Raw genomic sequence first — 13,643 nt, forward strand, 5'->3', positions numbered from 1 at the left:
CACCCGGATGCCGTGAGGCCTCTGTCCGCTCAACAGCCCTGGTGCACCTTCCCCGGTACCAGGTCCGCAGCGGGCGGACAGGGACCTGACGGCATCCGCCATATTTCCCCCGGGCCGTCCAGGCGAGAAAGGGGGAGGGAACGATGACGGCACCCGAGCACGTCCCGGTGCTGCTCGACCGGATCGTCGAGCTGTTCACTCCCGTGTTCACCGGCCGCGACGGCGTCCTCGTGGACGCGACGGTCGGCCTCGGCGGGCATTCCGACGCCCTCCTCGAAGCGTTCCCGCGGCTGCGCCTCGTCGCGCTGGACCGCGACCCCGCCGCGCTGGAGAAGTCCGGGGAACGCCTGGCCCGCCACGGCGACCGCGTCGACCTCGTCCACACCGTCTACGACGGGCTGCCCGAGGCGCTCCACAGCCTGGGCATCGAAAAAGCCGACGGCATCCTGTTCGACCTCGGCGTCTCGTCGATGCAGCTGGACCGCGCCGAACGCGGGTTCGCCTACGCCAAGGACTCGCCGCTCGACATGCGGATGGACCCGACCACCGGGTTCACCGCCGCCGACGTCCTCAACACCTACGCGCCCGGCGAGCTCGTCCGCATCCTGCGGGACTACGGCGAAGAACGCTTCGCCCAGCGGATCGTCAAGGCGATCGTGGCCGCGCGCGAGAAGGAGCCCTTCACGAACAGCGGGCGCCTGGTCGAGCTGCTCTACGACGCCGTACCGGCGGCCACCCGGCGCACCGGCGGGCACCCGGCCAAGCGCACCTTCCAGGCGCTGCGGATCGAGGTCAACGGCGAACTCGAGGTGCTCCGCCGCGCCATGCCGGCCGCACTGGGCGCGCTGGCGATGCAGGGCCGGATCGTCGTCGAGTCCTACCAGTCCCTGGAAGACCGGCTGGTCAAGCAGGCGCTGGCCGAGCTCGCGAAGTCCCGCACCCCCGAAGGCCTCCCGGTGGAACTGCCGGGCCACGGACCGGAGCTGAAGCTCCTGACGCGCGGCGCCGAGAAGGCCGGCGAAGAGGAGATCGAACGAAACCCGCGTGCCGCCTCGGTGCGGCTGCGGGCCGCAGAGAGGATCGGAGAGCCGCGATGACCGCTCCCGCGAAGTCCCGCCGCCGGGCCGCGCCGGCGACGCGGGGCCGCAGCGACGCCGCCCGCACCTCGACCACCGTCGAGCCGGACCCGAAGGCGCCCGAGCCCGGCCGGCGCGCGTCGCGGGGCCGCACCTCCGCGGCCGAGCGCGCCTACGCCCGCCGTGCCCAGCGTGCCGACCTGCTGAAGGACCGCGAGCCACGGCCGCAGCCGAAGCCCGAAGCCGCCGAGCCGAAGCCGAAGCTCGCGCTCCGGTCCCTGCTGCCCAAGTCGCGGGCGTCGTTCGTGCTGATGATGATGGCGCTGCTGGCCGCCGGGGTGGCGACCACGCTGTGGCTGACCACGCAGGCGATCGCCGACTCCTACCGGCTCGAGCAGCTGCGCACGGCCAACGCGAACCTGGCCGAACAGAAGGAACAGCTGCAGCGCGACGTCGCGAAGGCCGAGTCGCCCGCTTCGCTGGCCCCCGCGGCCCAGCAGCTGGGCATGGTGCCCGGGGGTGACCCGGCGCGGATCGTCGTCGGCCCGGACGGCCGGACGTCGCTCGTCGGCGAGCCCAAGAAGGCCAAGGCGGACGCCCCGGTCGTGCCGGCCGCGCCGCCCGCCGCGCCGGCCGCGGGCACGCAGTCCCAGCAGGGTGCGCCGATCGAGGGCGACCAGCCCGCCGTGCCCGCCGAAGAGCAGCCCGCGCAGCCGGGAGGCGGCCAGTGATGGCTTCGGGCCGCAGCCAGGTCCGCGCCCGCGCCGCAGGCAGCGCGCGGCGGACGTACGCCGCCGGGACACGCAGCGCCGCCGCCCGCCGCGGCAACGGCGGGCACCGCAGCCGGTTCTCCGCAGTGCGCCTGCTGCTGGTCGCCGTGCTGCTCGTCGCCGGCGTGAAACTGGTGCAGGTGCAGTGGTTCGACGCCGCGGCGCTCTCGGCCGCGGCCGAGCGGCAGCGCGCCCAGACCATCGACATCCCCGCCCAGCGCGGGTCCATTGTGGACCGCAACGGCGCCAAGCTGGCGTTCAGCGTCGAGGTGCGGACGCTTTCGGTGAACCTCAAGGCCCTGCACAAGAGCATGGACGACTTCGCCGCCAAGAATCCCGGTACGGCCAAGACGTTCGACTCCGAGACCGCCGCGGCGGCCAAGTACATCGCGGGCAAGCTGCCGAACGTGATCAGCGAGCAGCAGCTGCTCGACCTGTTCCGCAAGCAGGCGTCCTTCACCTACCTGGTGAACAACGTCGAGCCGTCGATCGCCGCCGACATCGTCAAGCACTTCGCGTGGATCGGCGTCGAGAAGCGCGCCCTGCGCGAGTACCCGGGCGGCAACCTGGCGGCGAACATCGTCGGCGCCGCGAACTGGCGCTCCGACGACCCGGACGTCTCCAAGCACAACCTGCACGGCCTCGTCGGGCTCGAGCTCATCCGCGACAACGACCTCGCCGGGACGCCGGGCCGGATGCTGGTCAACACGAAGAACGGCAGCGACAACGTCGTCATCCCGGGCACCGAGCGCGACATCCAGGCCGCCGTCCCCGGCTCGGACCTCGAGCTCACGATCGACTCCGACCTGCAGTACGAGGTGCAGCGCCAGCTGTCGGACTACGTCCGCAACTCCCACGCCAAGGGCGGCCAGGCCGTCGTGCTGGACGCCAAGACCGGCGAGGTCTACGCGCTGGCCAACGACACCACGTTCGACCCCAACGACCAGAGCACCTGGACCACCGAGGACCTGAGCAACCCGGCCGTCACCACGCCGTTCGAACCCGGGTCGGTCAACAAGCTGGTGACCGCCACCGGGGCGATCGACTACGGCATCGCGACGCCGGAGTCGACGGTCGAGGTGCCCGGTGCCCTGCAGGTGGCCGACAAGACGGTGCACGACGCCTGGACGCACGGCACCCAGACGTTCACCACCACCGGCATCTTCGCCAAGTCGTCCAACATCGGCACCCTGCTGCTGGCGCAGAAGATCGGTGAGGAGCGCTACTCGAACCTGCTCAAGCTGTTCGGGCTCGGCCAGCGCACCGGCGTCGGCCTCCCCGGCGAGAGCGCGGGTGTGGTGCCCGCCCGCAGCCAGTGGTCGGCGACCACCTTCGGCAACCTGCCGATCGGTCAGGGCCTGTCGATGACCATCCTGCAGATGGCCGGGATGTACCAGGCGATCGCCAACGACGGCCTGCGCGTCGAACCCCGGATCGTCAAGGCCAAGGTCAACCCGGACGGCACGACCGTGCCCGAGCCGGCGCCGAAGACGGTCCAAGTCGTCAGTCCGCAGACCGCCAAGACGGTGCGGGACATGATGCGCGCGGTCGCCCAGAACGGGAAGGGCCTGCAGAAGGGCACCGCCCCGACGGCGGCGGTCGAGGGCTACCAGATCTCCGGGAAAACCGGCACCGGCCAGCAGGTCGACCCGCGGACGAGGGCCTACAGCGACCACCTGTACAACATCACCTTCGCGGGCATCCTGCCCGCCGACCACCCGCGGTTCGTCGTGGGCATCCGGCTGGACGCCCCGGACACGACGCTGCCGGTGGGGCACTCCGCCGCGCCGCTGTTCCACACCATCGCGTCGTACCTGACGCAGCGGTACCAGATCCCGTTGTCGGACGGGCCCTCGCCGGAGGTCCCGCTCATCATCGCCCCGTAGCCCAGGCAGGCCCGCCCAGCCGGTCGTGAGTGGGACCTTGCGCAGGCCGACGCCGTAGTCCTCCTTCGAGAACGGCTTCCCGACGAGCTTCAGCAGCTCCGGGTCGCGCGCCACGTCCCCGCCCAGCCCCCCCAGCGGTTTTCCTTCTTCAAATATTTATTATACTACTGTTTCCCACTCACGACCGGCTGCGGCAGAGTGTCCACATGAGCTGGCGGGCGGGAAACCGTTGCGGGGCAACGAGGTCCAGGGAGCCACTTAGCACATGTGCCCGGGCCGCACGCAATCGCCGTACCGCGTGCGGGGGCCCGGAACGGCCGCCGGTAGCCTCTTGGCCGTGTCCGTGTCCTCGTCCAGTTCCCAGGTGCCGGAAAGCCCGGTGAAAGCGGTCCCCGCGCCGCCTCGCCCGGCGCGCATCGTCCCGGTCCCGCTGGCGACGCTGCTCGCCAGGGCGGACGCCCGCCTCATCGCCGGCTCGCCCGACGCGGCCGAGCTGACCGTCACCGGCACCACGCTGCGCGCGCAGCACGTGCTGCCCGGTGACCTCTTCGCCGCACTCCCGGGCGCCCGCGTCCACGGCGCCGACTTCAGCGACCAGGCCGTCGCCGCCGGGGCCGTCGCGGTGCTCACCGACGCCGCCGGGGCCGAGCGGCCCGCCCTGCGCGACGCCGGCGTCCCGATCCTGGTGCACGCCGACCCGCGCGCCGCCCTCGGCGAGATCGCCGCCTGGATCTACGGCGAGCCCTCCCTGAAGCTGGCCGTCCTCGGCGTCACCGGCACCTCCGGCAAGACCACGACGTCCTACCTGGTCGACGCCGGGCTGCAGGCGGCCGGCCTGACCACCGGCCTGATCGGCACGGTCGAGACCCGGATCGCCGGCGAACGCCTGGTCAGCGGCTTCACCACGCCCGAGGCGCCGGACCTGCAGGCGCTGCTCGCGGTGATGCTCGAACGCGGGGTCACGCACGTGCCGATGGAGGTCTCCAGCCACGCGCTCGCGCTGGGCCGGGTCAACGGCACCCGGTTCGCGGTCGGCGCGTTCACCAACCTCTCCCAGGACCACCTGGACTTCCACAAGGACATGCAGGAGTACTTCGCCGCGAAGTCGCTGCTGTTCGACGGCCGCTCGACGCACGAGGTCGTCGTGGTCGACAGCGCGTGGGGCCAGGCCCTGCTCACCCCGCAGACGATCACCGTGACCACGGATCCGGGCACCGAAGCGGCGTGGAAGGCCACGGACATCGAGGCCACCCCGCAGGGCGAGCAGACGTTCACCCTGCACGGCCCGGACGGCGTCAGCGCGCCCGCCCGGATCCCGCTGCCCGGCGAGTTCAACGTGGCCAACGCCGTGCTCGCGGCCGCCATCCTGAGCACCGCGGGCGTGTCCCTGGAGCACATCGTCACCGGGCTCGCCGAGGTGCAGGTGCCGGGCCGGATGGAGCGGGTCCACGTCGGCCAGGAGTTCACCGCCGTCGTCGACTACGCCCACAAGCCGGCCGCGGTCGCCCAGGGCCTGGACGCGCTGCGCGCCCGCACCGAGGGCCGGATCATCACCGTGCTCGGCTGCGGCGGCGACCGGGACACCGCCAAGCGCCCGATGATGGGCGAGGCCGCGGCCCGCCGCAGCGACGTCCTGATCGTCACCGACGACAACCCGCGCTCCGAGGACCCGGCGGCCATCCGCGCCGCCATGCTGGCCGGCGCCCGCACGGTCGGCCCCGCCGAGGGCGGCGAGGTCGTCGAGATCGGCGACCGCCGCGAGGCCATCGCGCACGCCGTCGCCCTGGCCGGGCCGGGCGACATCGTCTTCCTCGCCGGCAAGGGGCACGAGTCCGGCCAGGAGGCCGGCGGCGTCGTGCACCCGTTCTCCGACCGCGACGAGCTGGCCGCGGCCATCCGCAACAAACTCGAGGTGAGTGTGTGATCGTGCTCAGCCTGGCCGAGATCGCCGACGTCGTCGGCGGCCGGCTGCACCGCGCCGAGCCGGGCGCGCAGGTGACCGGCACCGTGGAGTTCGACACCCGGAAGCTCACGCCCGGCGGCCTGTTCGCCGCGCTGCCGGGGGAGAAGGTCGACGGCCACGACTTCGCCGCGCAGGCGGTCGAGGCCGGCGCCGTGGCCGTGCTGGCCGCCCGCGAGGTCGACGCGCCGGCGATCGTCGTCCCGCCGATCGGTGCGGGCGAAGCCCACGAGCGGTCGGTCGCGCTGACCGGCGACAAGGACGGCTCCGGCGCCGCCGTGCTGGCCGCGCTGGCCAAGCTCGCCCGGTTCGTGGTGCAGCGCCTGGCCGAAGGCAACCTGACGGTCGTGGGGGTCACCGGCTCGTCCGGGAAGACGTCGACGAAGGACCTGATCGCGCAGCTGCTGGAGCCGCTCGGCCCGACGGTGGCGCCCCCGGGGTCGTTCAACAACGAGCTCGGCCACCCCTGGACGGCGTTGCGCGCCGACGCGGAGACGAAGCACCTGGTGCTGGAGCTGTCCGCGCGCGGGCCCGGCCACATCGCCCACCTCGCCGAGATCGCCCCGCCGCGGATCGGCGCGGTGCTCAACGTCGGCAGCGCGCACGTCGGCGAGTTCGGCTCCCGCGAGGGCATCGCGAAGACCAAGGGCGAGCTGGTCGAGGCCCTGCCCGAGGACGGCGTGGCCGTGCTCAACGCCGACGACCCGCTGGTCAGCGCCATGGCGAGCCGGACGAAGGCCCGGGTCGTCTTCTTCGGCCAGAGCCCGTCGGCCCAGGTCCGGGCGACCGGCATCACGCTCGACGACCAGGCCCGCCCGTCGTTCCGGCTGGTCACCCCGGCCGGGGAGGCCGACGTGCGGCTGCCGCTGCACGGCGAGCACCACGTGAGCAACGCGCTCGCCGCCGCCGCGATCGCCCTGGAGCTGGGGTCGTCCCCGGCCGAGGTCGCCGCCCGGCTGTCGGCCGTGGAGCGGCGCTCGGCGCGGCGGATGGAGGTCGTCACCCGCGAAGACGGCGTCACGATCCTCAACGACTCCTTCAACGCCAACCCCGAGTCGATGCGGGCCGGTCTCAAGGCCCTCGCGGCGATGACGCGGGACACCGGCCGCCGGTCCTGGGCCGTCCTCGGCGTGATGGGCGAGCTGGGCGCGGACTCGGTCAACGCCCACGACGAGATCGGCCGGCTGGTCGTCCGGCTCAACATCTCGAAGCTCGTCGTGATCGGGCCCGAGGCGGCGGCCATGCACCAGGGCGCGTTCCAGGAAGGCTCCTGGGGCGAGGAGTCGGCTCTGGTACCCGACGTCGAGGCCGCGATCGCCCTGCTGCATGATCAGCTGCGCCCCGGGGACGTGGTCCTGGTCAAGGCCTCCAAGGCCGCCGGCCTCTGGCGGGTCGCCGAGGCCCTGCTCGAACCCCGGGAAACCGACAACTCCGAGAATCGCTCGAACGGTGGTGACGCGTGATCAGCATCCTGATCGCGGCCGCGGCGGGCCTGCTGATCTCCATCCTGCTCACGCCCTACCTGATCCGGGTCTTCTCCCGGCAGGGCTTCGGCCAGGAGATCCGCGAGGAAGGCCCCCAGGGACACAAGTCCAAGCGCGGTACCCCGACCATGGGCGGGGTCGCGATCATCATCGCGATGGTCGTCGGGTACTTCGCCGCGCACCTGATCAACTGGATGTTCAACTCCCGCAGCGGCGCGCCGACGGCGTCGGGGCTGCTCGTCCTGATGCTCGCGGTGGGCCTGGGGATCGTCGGGTTCCTCGACGACTTCATCAAGATCCGCAAGCAGCGCAACCTGGGGCTGAACAAGACCGCGAAGCTGGTCGGCCAGCTGGTGGTCACCGTCGCGTTCGCGGTGCTGGTGCTGAACTTCCCGAACGAGCACGGCATCACGCCGGCGTCGGAGAGCCTCTCCTACGTCCGTGACCTCGCGCTGATCACCTTCCCGTCGGTGATCTTCGTGATCTTCTGCTACATCGTCATCTCCGGCTGGTCGAACGCGGTGAACTTCACCGACGGCCTCGACGGCCTGGCCGGCGGCGCGGCGGCGATGGTGCTGGCCACCTACGTGGTCATCTCGTTCTGGCAGGAGCGGCTGTCCTGTTCCAACGGCCCGGCGCCCGCCTGCTACGACGTCCGCGACCCGCTGGACCTGGCCGTGGTCGCCGCCGCGGCGACCGGCGCCTGCGTCGGGTTCCTCTGGTGGAACGCGGCCCCGGCGAAGATCTTCATGGGCGACACCGGCTCGCTGGCCCTCGGCGGCCTGGTCGCGGGGCTCTCGATGACCACCCGCACCGAGCTGCTCGCCATCGTCATCGGCGGCCTGTTCATGGTCGAGATGATCTCGGTGGTCGCGCAGATCGCGGTGTTCCGGACGACCCGGCGGCGGCTGTTCCGGATGGCGCCGTTCCACCACCACTTCGAGCTCGCCGGCTGGGCCGAAACCACGGTGATCATCCGGTTCTGGCTGCTCTCGGCGATCTGCTGCATGTTCGGGCTCGGCCTGTTCTACAGCGAGCAGCTGGGTCTCGGCGGCTGATCGTGGACGTCAATGGTCGTCACGTTCTCGTCGCCGGGGCGGGGGTCACCGGCAAGTCGGTGGTGCCGGTGCTGGTCGAGCTGGGTGCCCGCGTCACCGTCACCGACGGCAACGCCGAGCGCCTGGCCGAGCTCGAAGGCCTCGGTGCCGAGCTGGTGCCGGGGCTGACCGAACCGCCGGAAGGAACGGCGCTCGTCGTCACCAGCCCCGGCTGGCGGCCGACGTCGCCGCTGCTCGTGGCCGCGGCCGAAGCCGGGGTCGAGGTGATCGGTGACGTCGAGCTGGCCTGGCGCGTCGGGCAGCTGCGCGAGCACCCGCCGTCCTGGCTGGTGGTGACCGGCACCAACGGCAAGACGACCACCGCCGGCATGCTCGAATCGATCCTCAATGCGGCCGGCTCCAACGCCGTGGCCTGCGGGAACATCGGCTACGCGGCGCTCGACGCGGTCCGCGCGGGCTACGACGTGCTGGCCGTGGAGCTGTCCAGCTTCCAGCTGCACTGGTCCTCGACGCTGGCGCCGGACGCGGCCGTGGTGCTGAACCTGGCCGAGGACCACATCGACTGGCACGGCTCGATGGACGAGTACGCGGCCGCGAAGGGGCGCGTGTACGCCCGAGCCAAGGTCGCCGTGCACAACGCCGACGACGACTGGTCCACCCGGATCGCCGCCGAACACGCGCCCGGGAGCGCCCGCCGCGTCGGCTTCCAGCTCGACACCCCGCGCGCCGGCGAACTCGGCGTGGTCGAGGACCTGCTGGTCGACCGCGCCTTCGTCGCCGACCCGGCGAACAGCGCCGAGGAGCTCGCCACGCTGTCGGACGTCCGTCCGGCGGGCCCGCACAACGTCGCCAACGCCCTCGCCGCGGCCGCGCTGGCCCGCGCCCACGGCGTCACGCCCGAAGCCGTGCTGAAGGGGCTGCGCGAGTACCAGCCGGCCCCGCACCGGGCCGCCGAGGTCGCCGAGGTGGCCGGGGTGCGGTACGTCAACGACTCGAAGGCGACCAACCCGCACGCGGCCGCCGGGTCCCTGCGGGCGCACGAGAGCATCGTGTGGATCGCCGGGGGCCAGCTCAAGGGCGCCTCGGTCGACGAACTCGTGAGCAGCATCGCCGGCCGCCTGCGCGGGGTCGTGCTCCTCGGTGTGGATTCACCCGTGATCGCCGCCGCGGTTGCGCGACACGCGCCGGATGTCCCGGTGAACAGCCTCCGTCCGGGTGACGATGAACCCATGACTGCGGCGGTGAGTGCGGCCAGCGCGATGGCCCGGCCCGGTGACGTGGTGCTGCTGGCACCCGCCGCGGCGTCGTTGGACATGTTCCCGAACTACGGCGCCCGCGGCGACGCGTTCGCCGCGGCGGTGCATGTCCTCCGCGACGACGCAGCGGGGGAGCCGAGTGACGACAGCTGAAAGCAAGCCCGAAGCACCGCCGAAGCGGCCGCGCCGCGAGCGCAAGGAGAGCGGCTTCGTCGCGTTCCGGACCGCGCTGACCGCGTGGCTCTCGCGGCCGCTGGCGTCGTTCCACCTCGTGCTCGCCCTCACCGGCGTGCTCACCGTCATCGGCATCGTCATGGTGCTCTCGGCGTCGTCGGTGGCCTCCTACAACCCGAAGACCGGCAGCGGCGTGTACTCGCTGTTCGTCAAGCACCTGGTCTTCGTCGCCCTCGGCTCGGTCGTGTTCTGGCTGGGCCTGCGCGTCAAGCTGGAGCGGATCCGGCGGATGTCGGCCACCGCCACGGTGATCTGCCTCGGCCTGCTGGTGCTCGTGCTCACCCCGCTCGGCTCGACGGTCAACGGCTCGCAGGGCTGGTTCAAGATCGGCGAGTTCACCTTCCAGCCGGTCGAGGCCGCGAAGGTCGCGCTGGCCTTCTGGGGCGCCCACATCCTGGTGATCAAGTACAACGTGATCCACCAGTGGCGGCACCTGCTGGTGCCCGTGGTGCCGATCGCGCTGCTGATGTTCGCCCTGGTCATGCTGCAGCCCGACCTCGGCGGCACGGTCACCCTCGCCGTGGTCCTGCTGGCGCTGCTGTGGTTCGCCGGCGCCCCGAAACGGCTGTTCGGCGTCATCCTCGCCGGCGGCCTGGCCGGGGTGCTCGTGCTGGCCCTCATCGCGCCCTACCGGCTCGCGCGCGTGATGTCGTTCCTCTCGCCGGACGCCGACACCACCGCCGAGGGGTTCCAGGCCAACCAGGCGAAGCTCGCCCTGGCCGACGGCGGATTCCTCGGCAAGGGCCTGGGCCAGGGCACGTCCAACTGGGGTTACCTGCCGAACGTGCAGAACGACTTCATCTTCGCCCTGATCGGCGAGGAGCTCGGCCTGATCGGCTGCGTCGTCGTGCTCGTCCTCTTCGGCGGGGTCGCCGTGGTCGGCCTGCGGATCGCCACCCGCAACATCGACCCGTGGATCCGGATCGTCTCCGGCACGCTGACGGTGTTCCTCGTCGCCCAGGCCGGCATCAACATCGGGTACGTCGTCGGCCTGCTGCCGGTCACCGGCGTCACGCTGCCGCTGATCTCCTACGGCGGCACCTCGCTGGTGATCACCATGCTCATCATGGGCGTGCTCGCGAACGCCGCCCGGCACGAACCGGAGGCGGTGGCCGCGCTGCGCACGCAGGGGCCGGGTAAATTCGGACGCCTGCTGCGGCTGCCCGCGCCCGACCCGTACCGCCCGCCCGCCACGCGCAAGGGGGCGGGGCGGCCCGGGGCGAAGGCGGCCAGGCCGGCGCCCCGTGCGGCCCGGCCCGCCCCGGCACAGGAACGACGCAGGTCGGTCCGCGAACCGGTGCGCCGCAGCGCGGCACGGACGAGCACGGCCACGTCTCGCGGCGGGGCTGCGCGGACAACAGCGAGCCGTGGTACCCGGAGTACCGCGAACCGGAGAGGTCATAGGTGAGTAAGCCCGTCAAGGGAACCGAGCGAGCCGCCACGGGCAAGGGGCCCGTGGTCGTGGTCGCCGGAGGTGGCACCGCAGGACACATCGAACCCGCCCTCGCCCTGGCCGACGCCGTCATGCGGCTGCGACCGGACGCGACGGTCGTCGCGCTCGGCACCGAGCGCGGCCTGGAGAACAAGCTCGTCCCGGCCCGCGGTTACCCCCTGGAGCTGATCCCGCCGGTGCCGCTGCCGCGCAAGCCGACGCCGGAGCTGGTCCGGCTGCCGCTGAAGGTCCGCGACTCGGTCCGCAAGACCCGTGAGGTGCTGGACCGGGTCGGCGCGGACGTCGTCGTCGGCTTCGGCGGCTACGTCGCCCTGCCGGCCTACCTGGCCGCGCGCGGGCGCGTCCCGATCGTCGTGCACGAGGCCAACAAGTCGGCCGGCCTGGCGAACAAGGTGGGCGCGCGGTTCGCCAAGCGCGTCGCCGTGGCCGTCCCGGGGACGCCGCTGCCGAAGGCCGAGGTCGTCGGGATCCCGCTGCGGCGGTCGATCACGGCCCTGGACCGGGCCGCGCTCCGGGCCGAGGCGCGGGAGTTCTTCGGGCTGGACCCGGACGCGCCGACGCTGCTGGTGTTCGGCGGGTCGCAGGGGGCGCAGTCGATCAACGCGGCCGTGTCCGGCGCGGCGAAGGACCTCGCGGACGCCGGGGTCGGCGTCCTGCACGCGCACGGGCCGAAGAACACGCTGGTCGTGCAGGAGTTCCCGGGCAAGCCGGCGTACGTGCCGGTGCCGTACCTGGAGCGGATGGACCTCGCCTACGCCGCCGCCGACGTCGCGATCTGCCGCTCGGGCGCGATGACCGTCGCCGAGGTGACGTCGGTCGGGCTGCCCGCGGTGTTCGTCCCGCTGCCGATCGGCAACGGCGAGCAGGCGACCAACGGCCGCCCCGCCGTCGACGCCGGCGCCGCGCTGATGATCGACGACGCCGACCTCAGCCCGGCCAAGGTCGCCGAGCTGGTCGTCCCGCTGGTCACCGACGCCGACCGCGTCGCGAAGATGGGGGCGGCGGCGGTCGGCATGGGCCACCGCGAAGCCGACGAGACTCTCGCTCGCATCGTCCTGGAGGTCGCCGGTGTCTGAACTGCCTGAAGAGCTGCGCCGCGCGCACCTGATCGGGATCGGCGGGGCCGGCATGTCCGGGATCGCGCGGATCCTGCTGGCCCGAGGGGCCTTCGTGTCGGGTTCGGACGCCAAGGAGTCGCGCGCGCTGCTCTCGCTGCGTGCGCAGGGCGCCGAGCTGTTCGTCGGGCAGAGCGCTTCGAACATCTCGGCGCTGCCGCAGCTGCCGTCGGCTGTGGTCGTCTCGACGGCCATCAAGGAGACCAATCCCGAGCTGGCCGCGGCCCGTGAGGCGGGGATCCCGGTGCTGCACCGGGCCGAGGCGCTGGCCGGGCTGATGGCGGGCCACCGCGTCGCCTGCATCGCGGGCACGCACGGCAAGACGTCGACGACGTCGATGCTGACGGTGGCGCTGCAGCACTGCCGGCTCGACCCGTCGTTCGCCATCGGCGGTGACCTCAACGAGTCCGGCGCCAACGCCCACCACGGCGAAGGCGGGATCTTCGTCGCCGAGGCCGACGAGAGCGACGGCTCGTTCCTGGCCTATTCGCCGTCGGTCGCGGTGGTGACGAACATCGAGCCGGACCACCTCGACCACCACGGCACGGCCGAGGCCTACACGAAGGTGTTCACCGACTTCCTCGACCGCCTCGACCCGGACGGGCTGCTGATCGTCTGCGCCGACGACGAGGGCGCCGACGCACTGGGCGACCTGGCCGCCAAGCGCCGGATCCGGGTGCAGCGGTACGGCTACTGGGTCAGCGGCCCCGACGACGCCAAGATCATGTCCTACGAGTCGCGGCCCGACGGCGGCGTCGTGCGGATCTCGCTGAAGACCAAGCTGATCGACGTCACGGTCGCGGTGCCGGGCGACCACATGGCGAACAACGCGCTCGCGGCCCTGCTGGCCGGGATCGAGCTGGGCGCGCCGGTCGAGGGCATGGTCGGGGGGCTCGCGGCGTTCGGCGGCGTTCGGCGGCGGTTCGAGTTCAAGGGCCGGGCCGGTGACGTCCGCGTCTACGACGACTACGCCCACCACCCGACCGAGGTGGCCGCCCAGCTCCGCGCGGTCCGCACGGCGGCGGGGGGCGGCCGGGTGATCGTGGTGTTCCAGCCGCACCTGTACTCGCGGACCAAGACGTTCTCGACGGAGTTCGCCGAGGCGTTGTCGCTGGCCGACGAGGTCGTCGTGCTGGACGTCTACGGCGCCCGCGAAGAGCCCGAGCCGGGGGTCACCGGCGCGCTGATCGCCGACCGGGTGACCGCGTCGGTGCACTACGAGCCGGCGTTCGACCTCGCCGCGCCGCTGGTGGCCGGGCTGGCCAAGCCGGGCGACCTCGTGGTGACCATGGGCGCCGGGGACGTGACGCAGCTGGGCCCGGAGATCCTCGCCGAGCTGGACAAGCGCTGA

The 13,643-nt window shown here is 72.5% G+C and carries 10 protein-coding genes and 1 pseudogene; 10 read left to right on the forward strand and 1 reads right to left on the reverse strand.

Annotation, left to right across the window (positions count from 1 at the left end):
• Positions 1-143 precede the first annotated feature (143 nt).
• From rsmH to AB0J55_RS37270, 3 genes are read left to right on the forward strand one after another with little or no spacing between them, the layout of a single operon-like run.
• Entirely contained in the window at positions 144-1,097 is a 954-nt protein-coding gene (rsmH, locus tag AB0J55_RS37260; RefSeq protein WP_364259788.1) for a 16S rRNA (cytosine(1402)-N(4))-methyltransferase RsmH, read from the forward strand.
• Positions 1,094-1,807, forward strand: a complete 714-nt coding sequence (locus AB0J55_RS37265; RefSeq protein ID WP_364259791.1) for a hypothetical protein — start codon at positions 1,094-1,096, stop codon at positions 1,805-1,807. The genes rsmH and AB0J55_RS37265 overlap by 4 nt, the downstream gene beginning before the upstream one ends.
• Positions 1,807-3,732: a penicillin-binding protein 2 gene (locus AB0J55_RS37270; protein WP_364259794.1), complete on the forward strand. Its 1,926-nt coding sequence runs from the start codon at positions 1,807-1,809 to the stop codon at positions 3,730-3,732. Before AB0J55_RS37265 ends, AB0J55_RS37270 begins: the two co-directional genes overlap by 1 nt.
• A gap of 36 nt (positions 3,733-3,768) precedes the next feature.
• Here the strand turns inward: AB0J55_RS37270 and AB0J55_RS37275 are convergent.
• A pseudogene (locus AB0J55_RS37275) lies at positions 3,769-3,858 on the reverse strand (ABC transporter substrate-binding protein); the annotation flags it as partial.
• Positions 3,859-4,111: 253 nt separating this feature from the next.
• On the opposite strand from AB0J55_RS37275, the gene AB0J55_RS37280 reads away from it, so the two are divergent.
• The 7 genes from AB0J55_RS37280 to murC are packed head-to-tail and all read left to right on the forward strand — an operon-like array spanning position 4,112 to position 13,643.
• Complete coding sequence (locus AB0J55_RS37280) at positions 4,112-5,656, forward strand: UDP-N-acetylmuramoyl-L-alanyl-D-glutamate--2,6-diaminopimelate ligase (RefSeq protein WP_364260172.1); 1,545 nt, start codon at positions 4,112-4,114, stop codon at positions 5,654-5,656.
• Positions 5,653-7,155: a UDP-N-acetylmuramoyl-tripeptide--D-alanyl-D-alanine ligase gene (gene murF, locus AB0J55_RS37285; RefSeq protein ID WP_364259797.1), complete on the forward strand. Its 1,503-nt coding sequence runs from the start codon at positions 5,653-5,655 to the stop codon at positions 7,153-7,155. Before AB0J55_RS37280 ends, murF begins: the two co-directional genes overlap by 4 nt.
• Positions 7,152-8,234 (forward strand): phospho-N-acetylmuramoyl-pentapeptide-transferase, encoded by a 1,083-nt coding sequence (mraY, locus tag AB0J55_RS37290; RefSeq protein ID WP_364259800.1) that lies wholly within the window; start codon positions 7,152-7,154, stop codon positions 8,232-8,234. Before murF ends, mraY begins: the two co-directional genes overlap by 4 nt.
• 2 nt (positions 8,235-8,236) lie before the next feature.
• On the forward strand, positions 8,237-9,643 hold the full coding sequence (murD, locus tag AB0J55_RS37295) for a UDP-N-acetylmuramoyl-L-alanine--D-glutamate ligase (RefSeq protein ID WP_364259803.1): 1,407 nt from the start codon (positions 8,237-8,239) through the stop codon (positions 9,641-9,643).
• Positions 9,630-11,132: a putative lipid II flippase FtsW gene (gene ftsW, locus AB0J55_RS37300; protein ID WP_364259806.1), complete on the forward strand. Its 1,503-nt coding sequence runs from the start codon at positions 9,630-9,632 to the stop codon at positions 11,130-11,132. The genes murD and ftsW overlap by 14 nt, the downstream gene beginning before the upstream one ends.
• On the forward strand, positions 11,129-12,253 hold the full coding sequence (gene murG / locus AB0J55_RS37305) for an undecaprenyldiphospho-muramoylpentapeptide beta-N-acetylglucosaminyltransferase (RefSeq protein WP_364259809.1): 1,125 nt from the start codon (positions 11,129-11,131) through the stop codon (positions 12,251-12,253). The genes ftsW and murG overlap by 4 nt, the downstream gene beginning before the upstream one ends.
• Complete coding sequence (gene murC / locus AB0J55_RS37310; protein ID WP_364259812.1) at positions 12,246-13,643, forward strand: UDP-N-acetylmuramate--L-alanine ligase; 1,398 nt, start codon at positions 12,246-12,248, stop codon at positions 13,641-13,643. The genes murG and murC overlap by 8 nt, the downstream gene beginning before the upstream one ends.

It is taken from the genome of Amycolatopsis sp. NPDC049688 (assembly GCF_040674975.1).
GTDB lineage: Bacteria > Actinomycetota > Actinomycetes > Mycobacteriales > Pseudonocardiaceae > Amycolatopsis.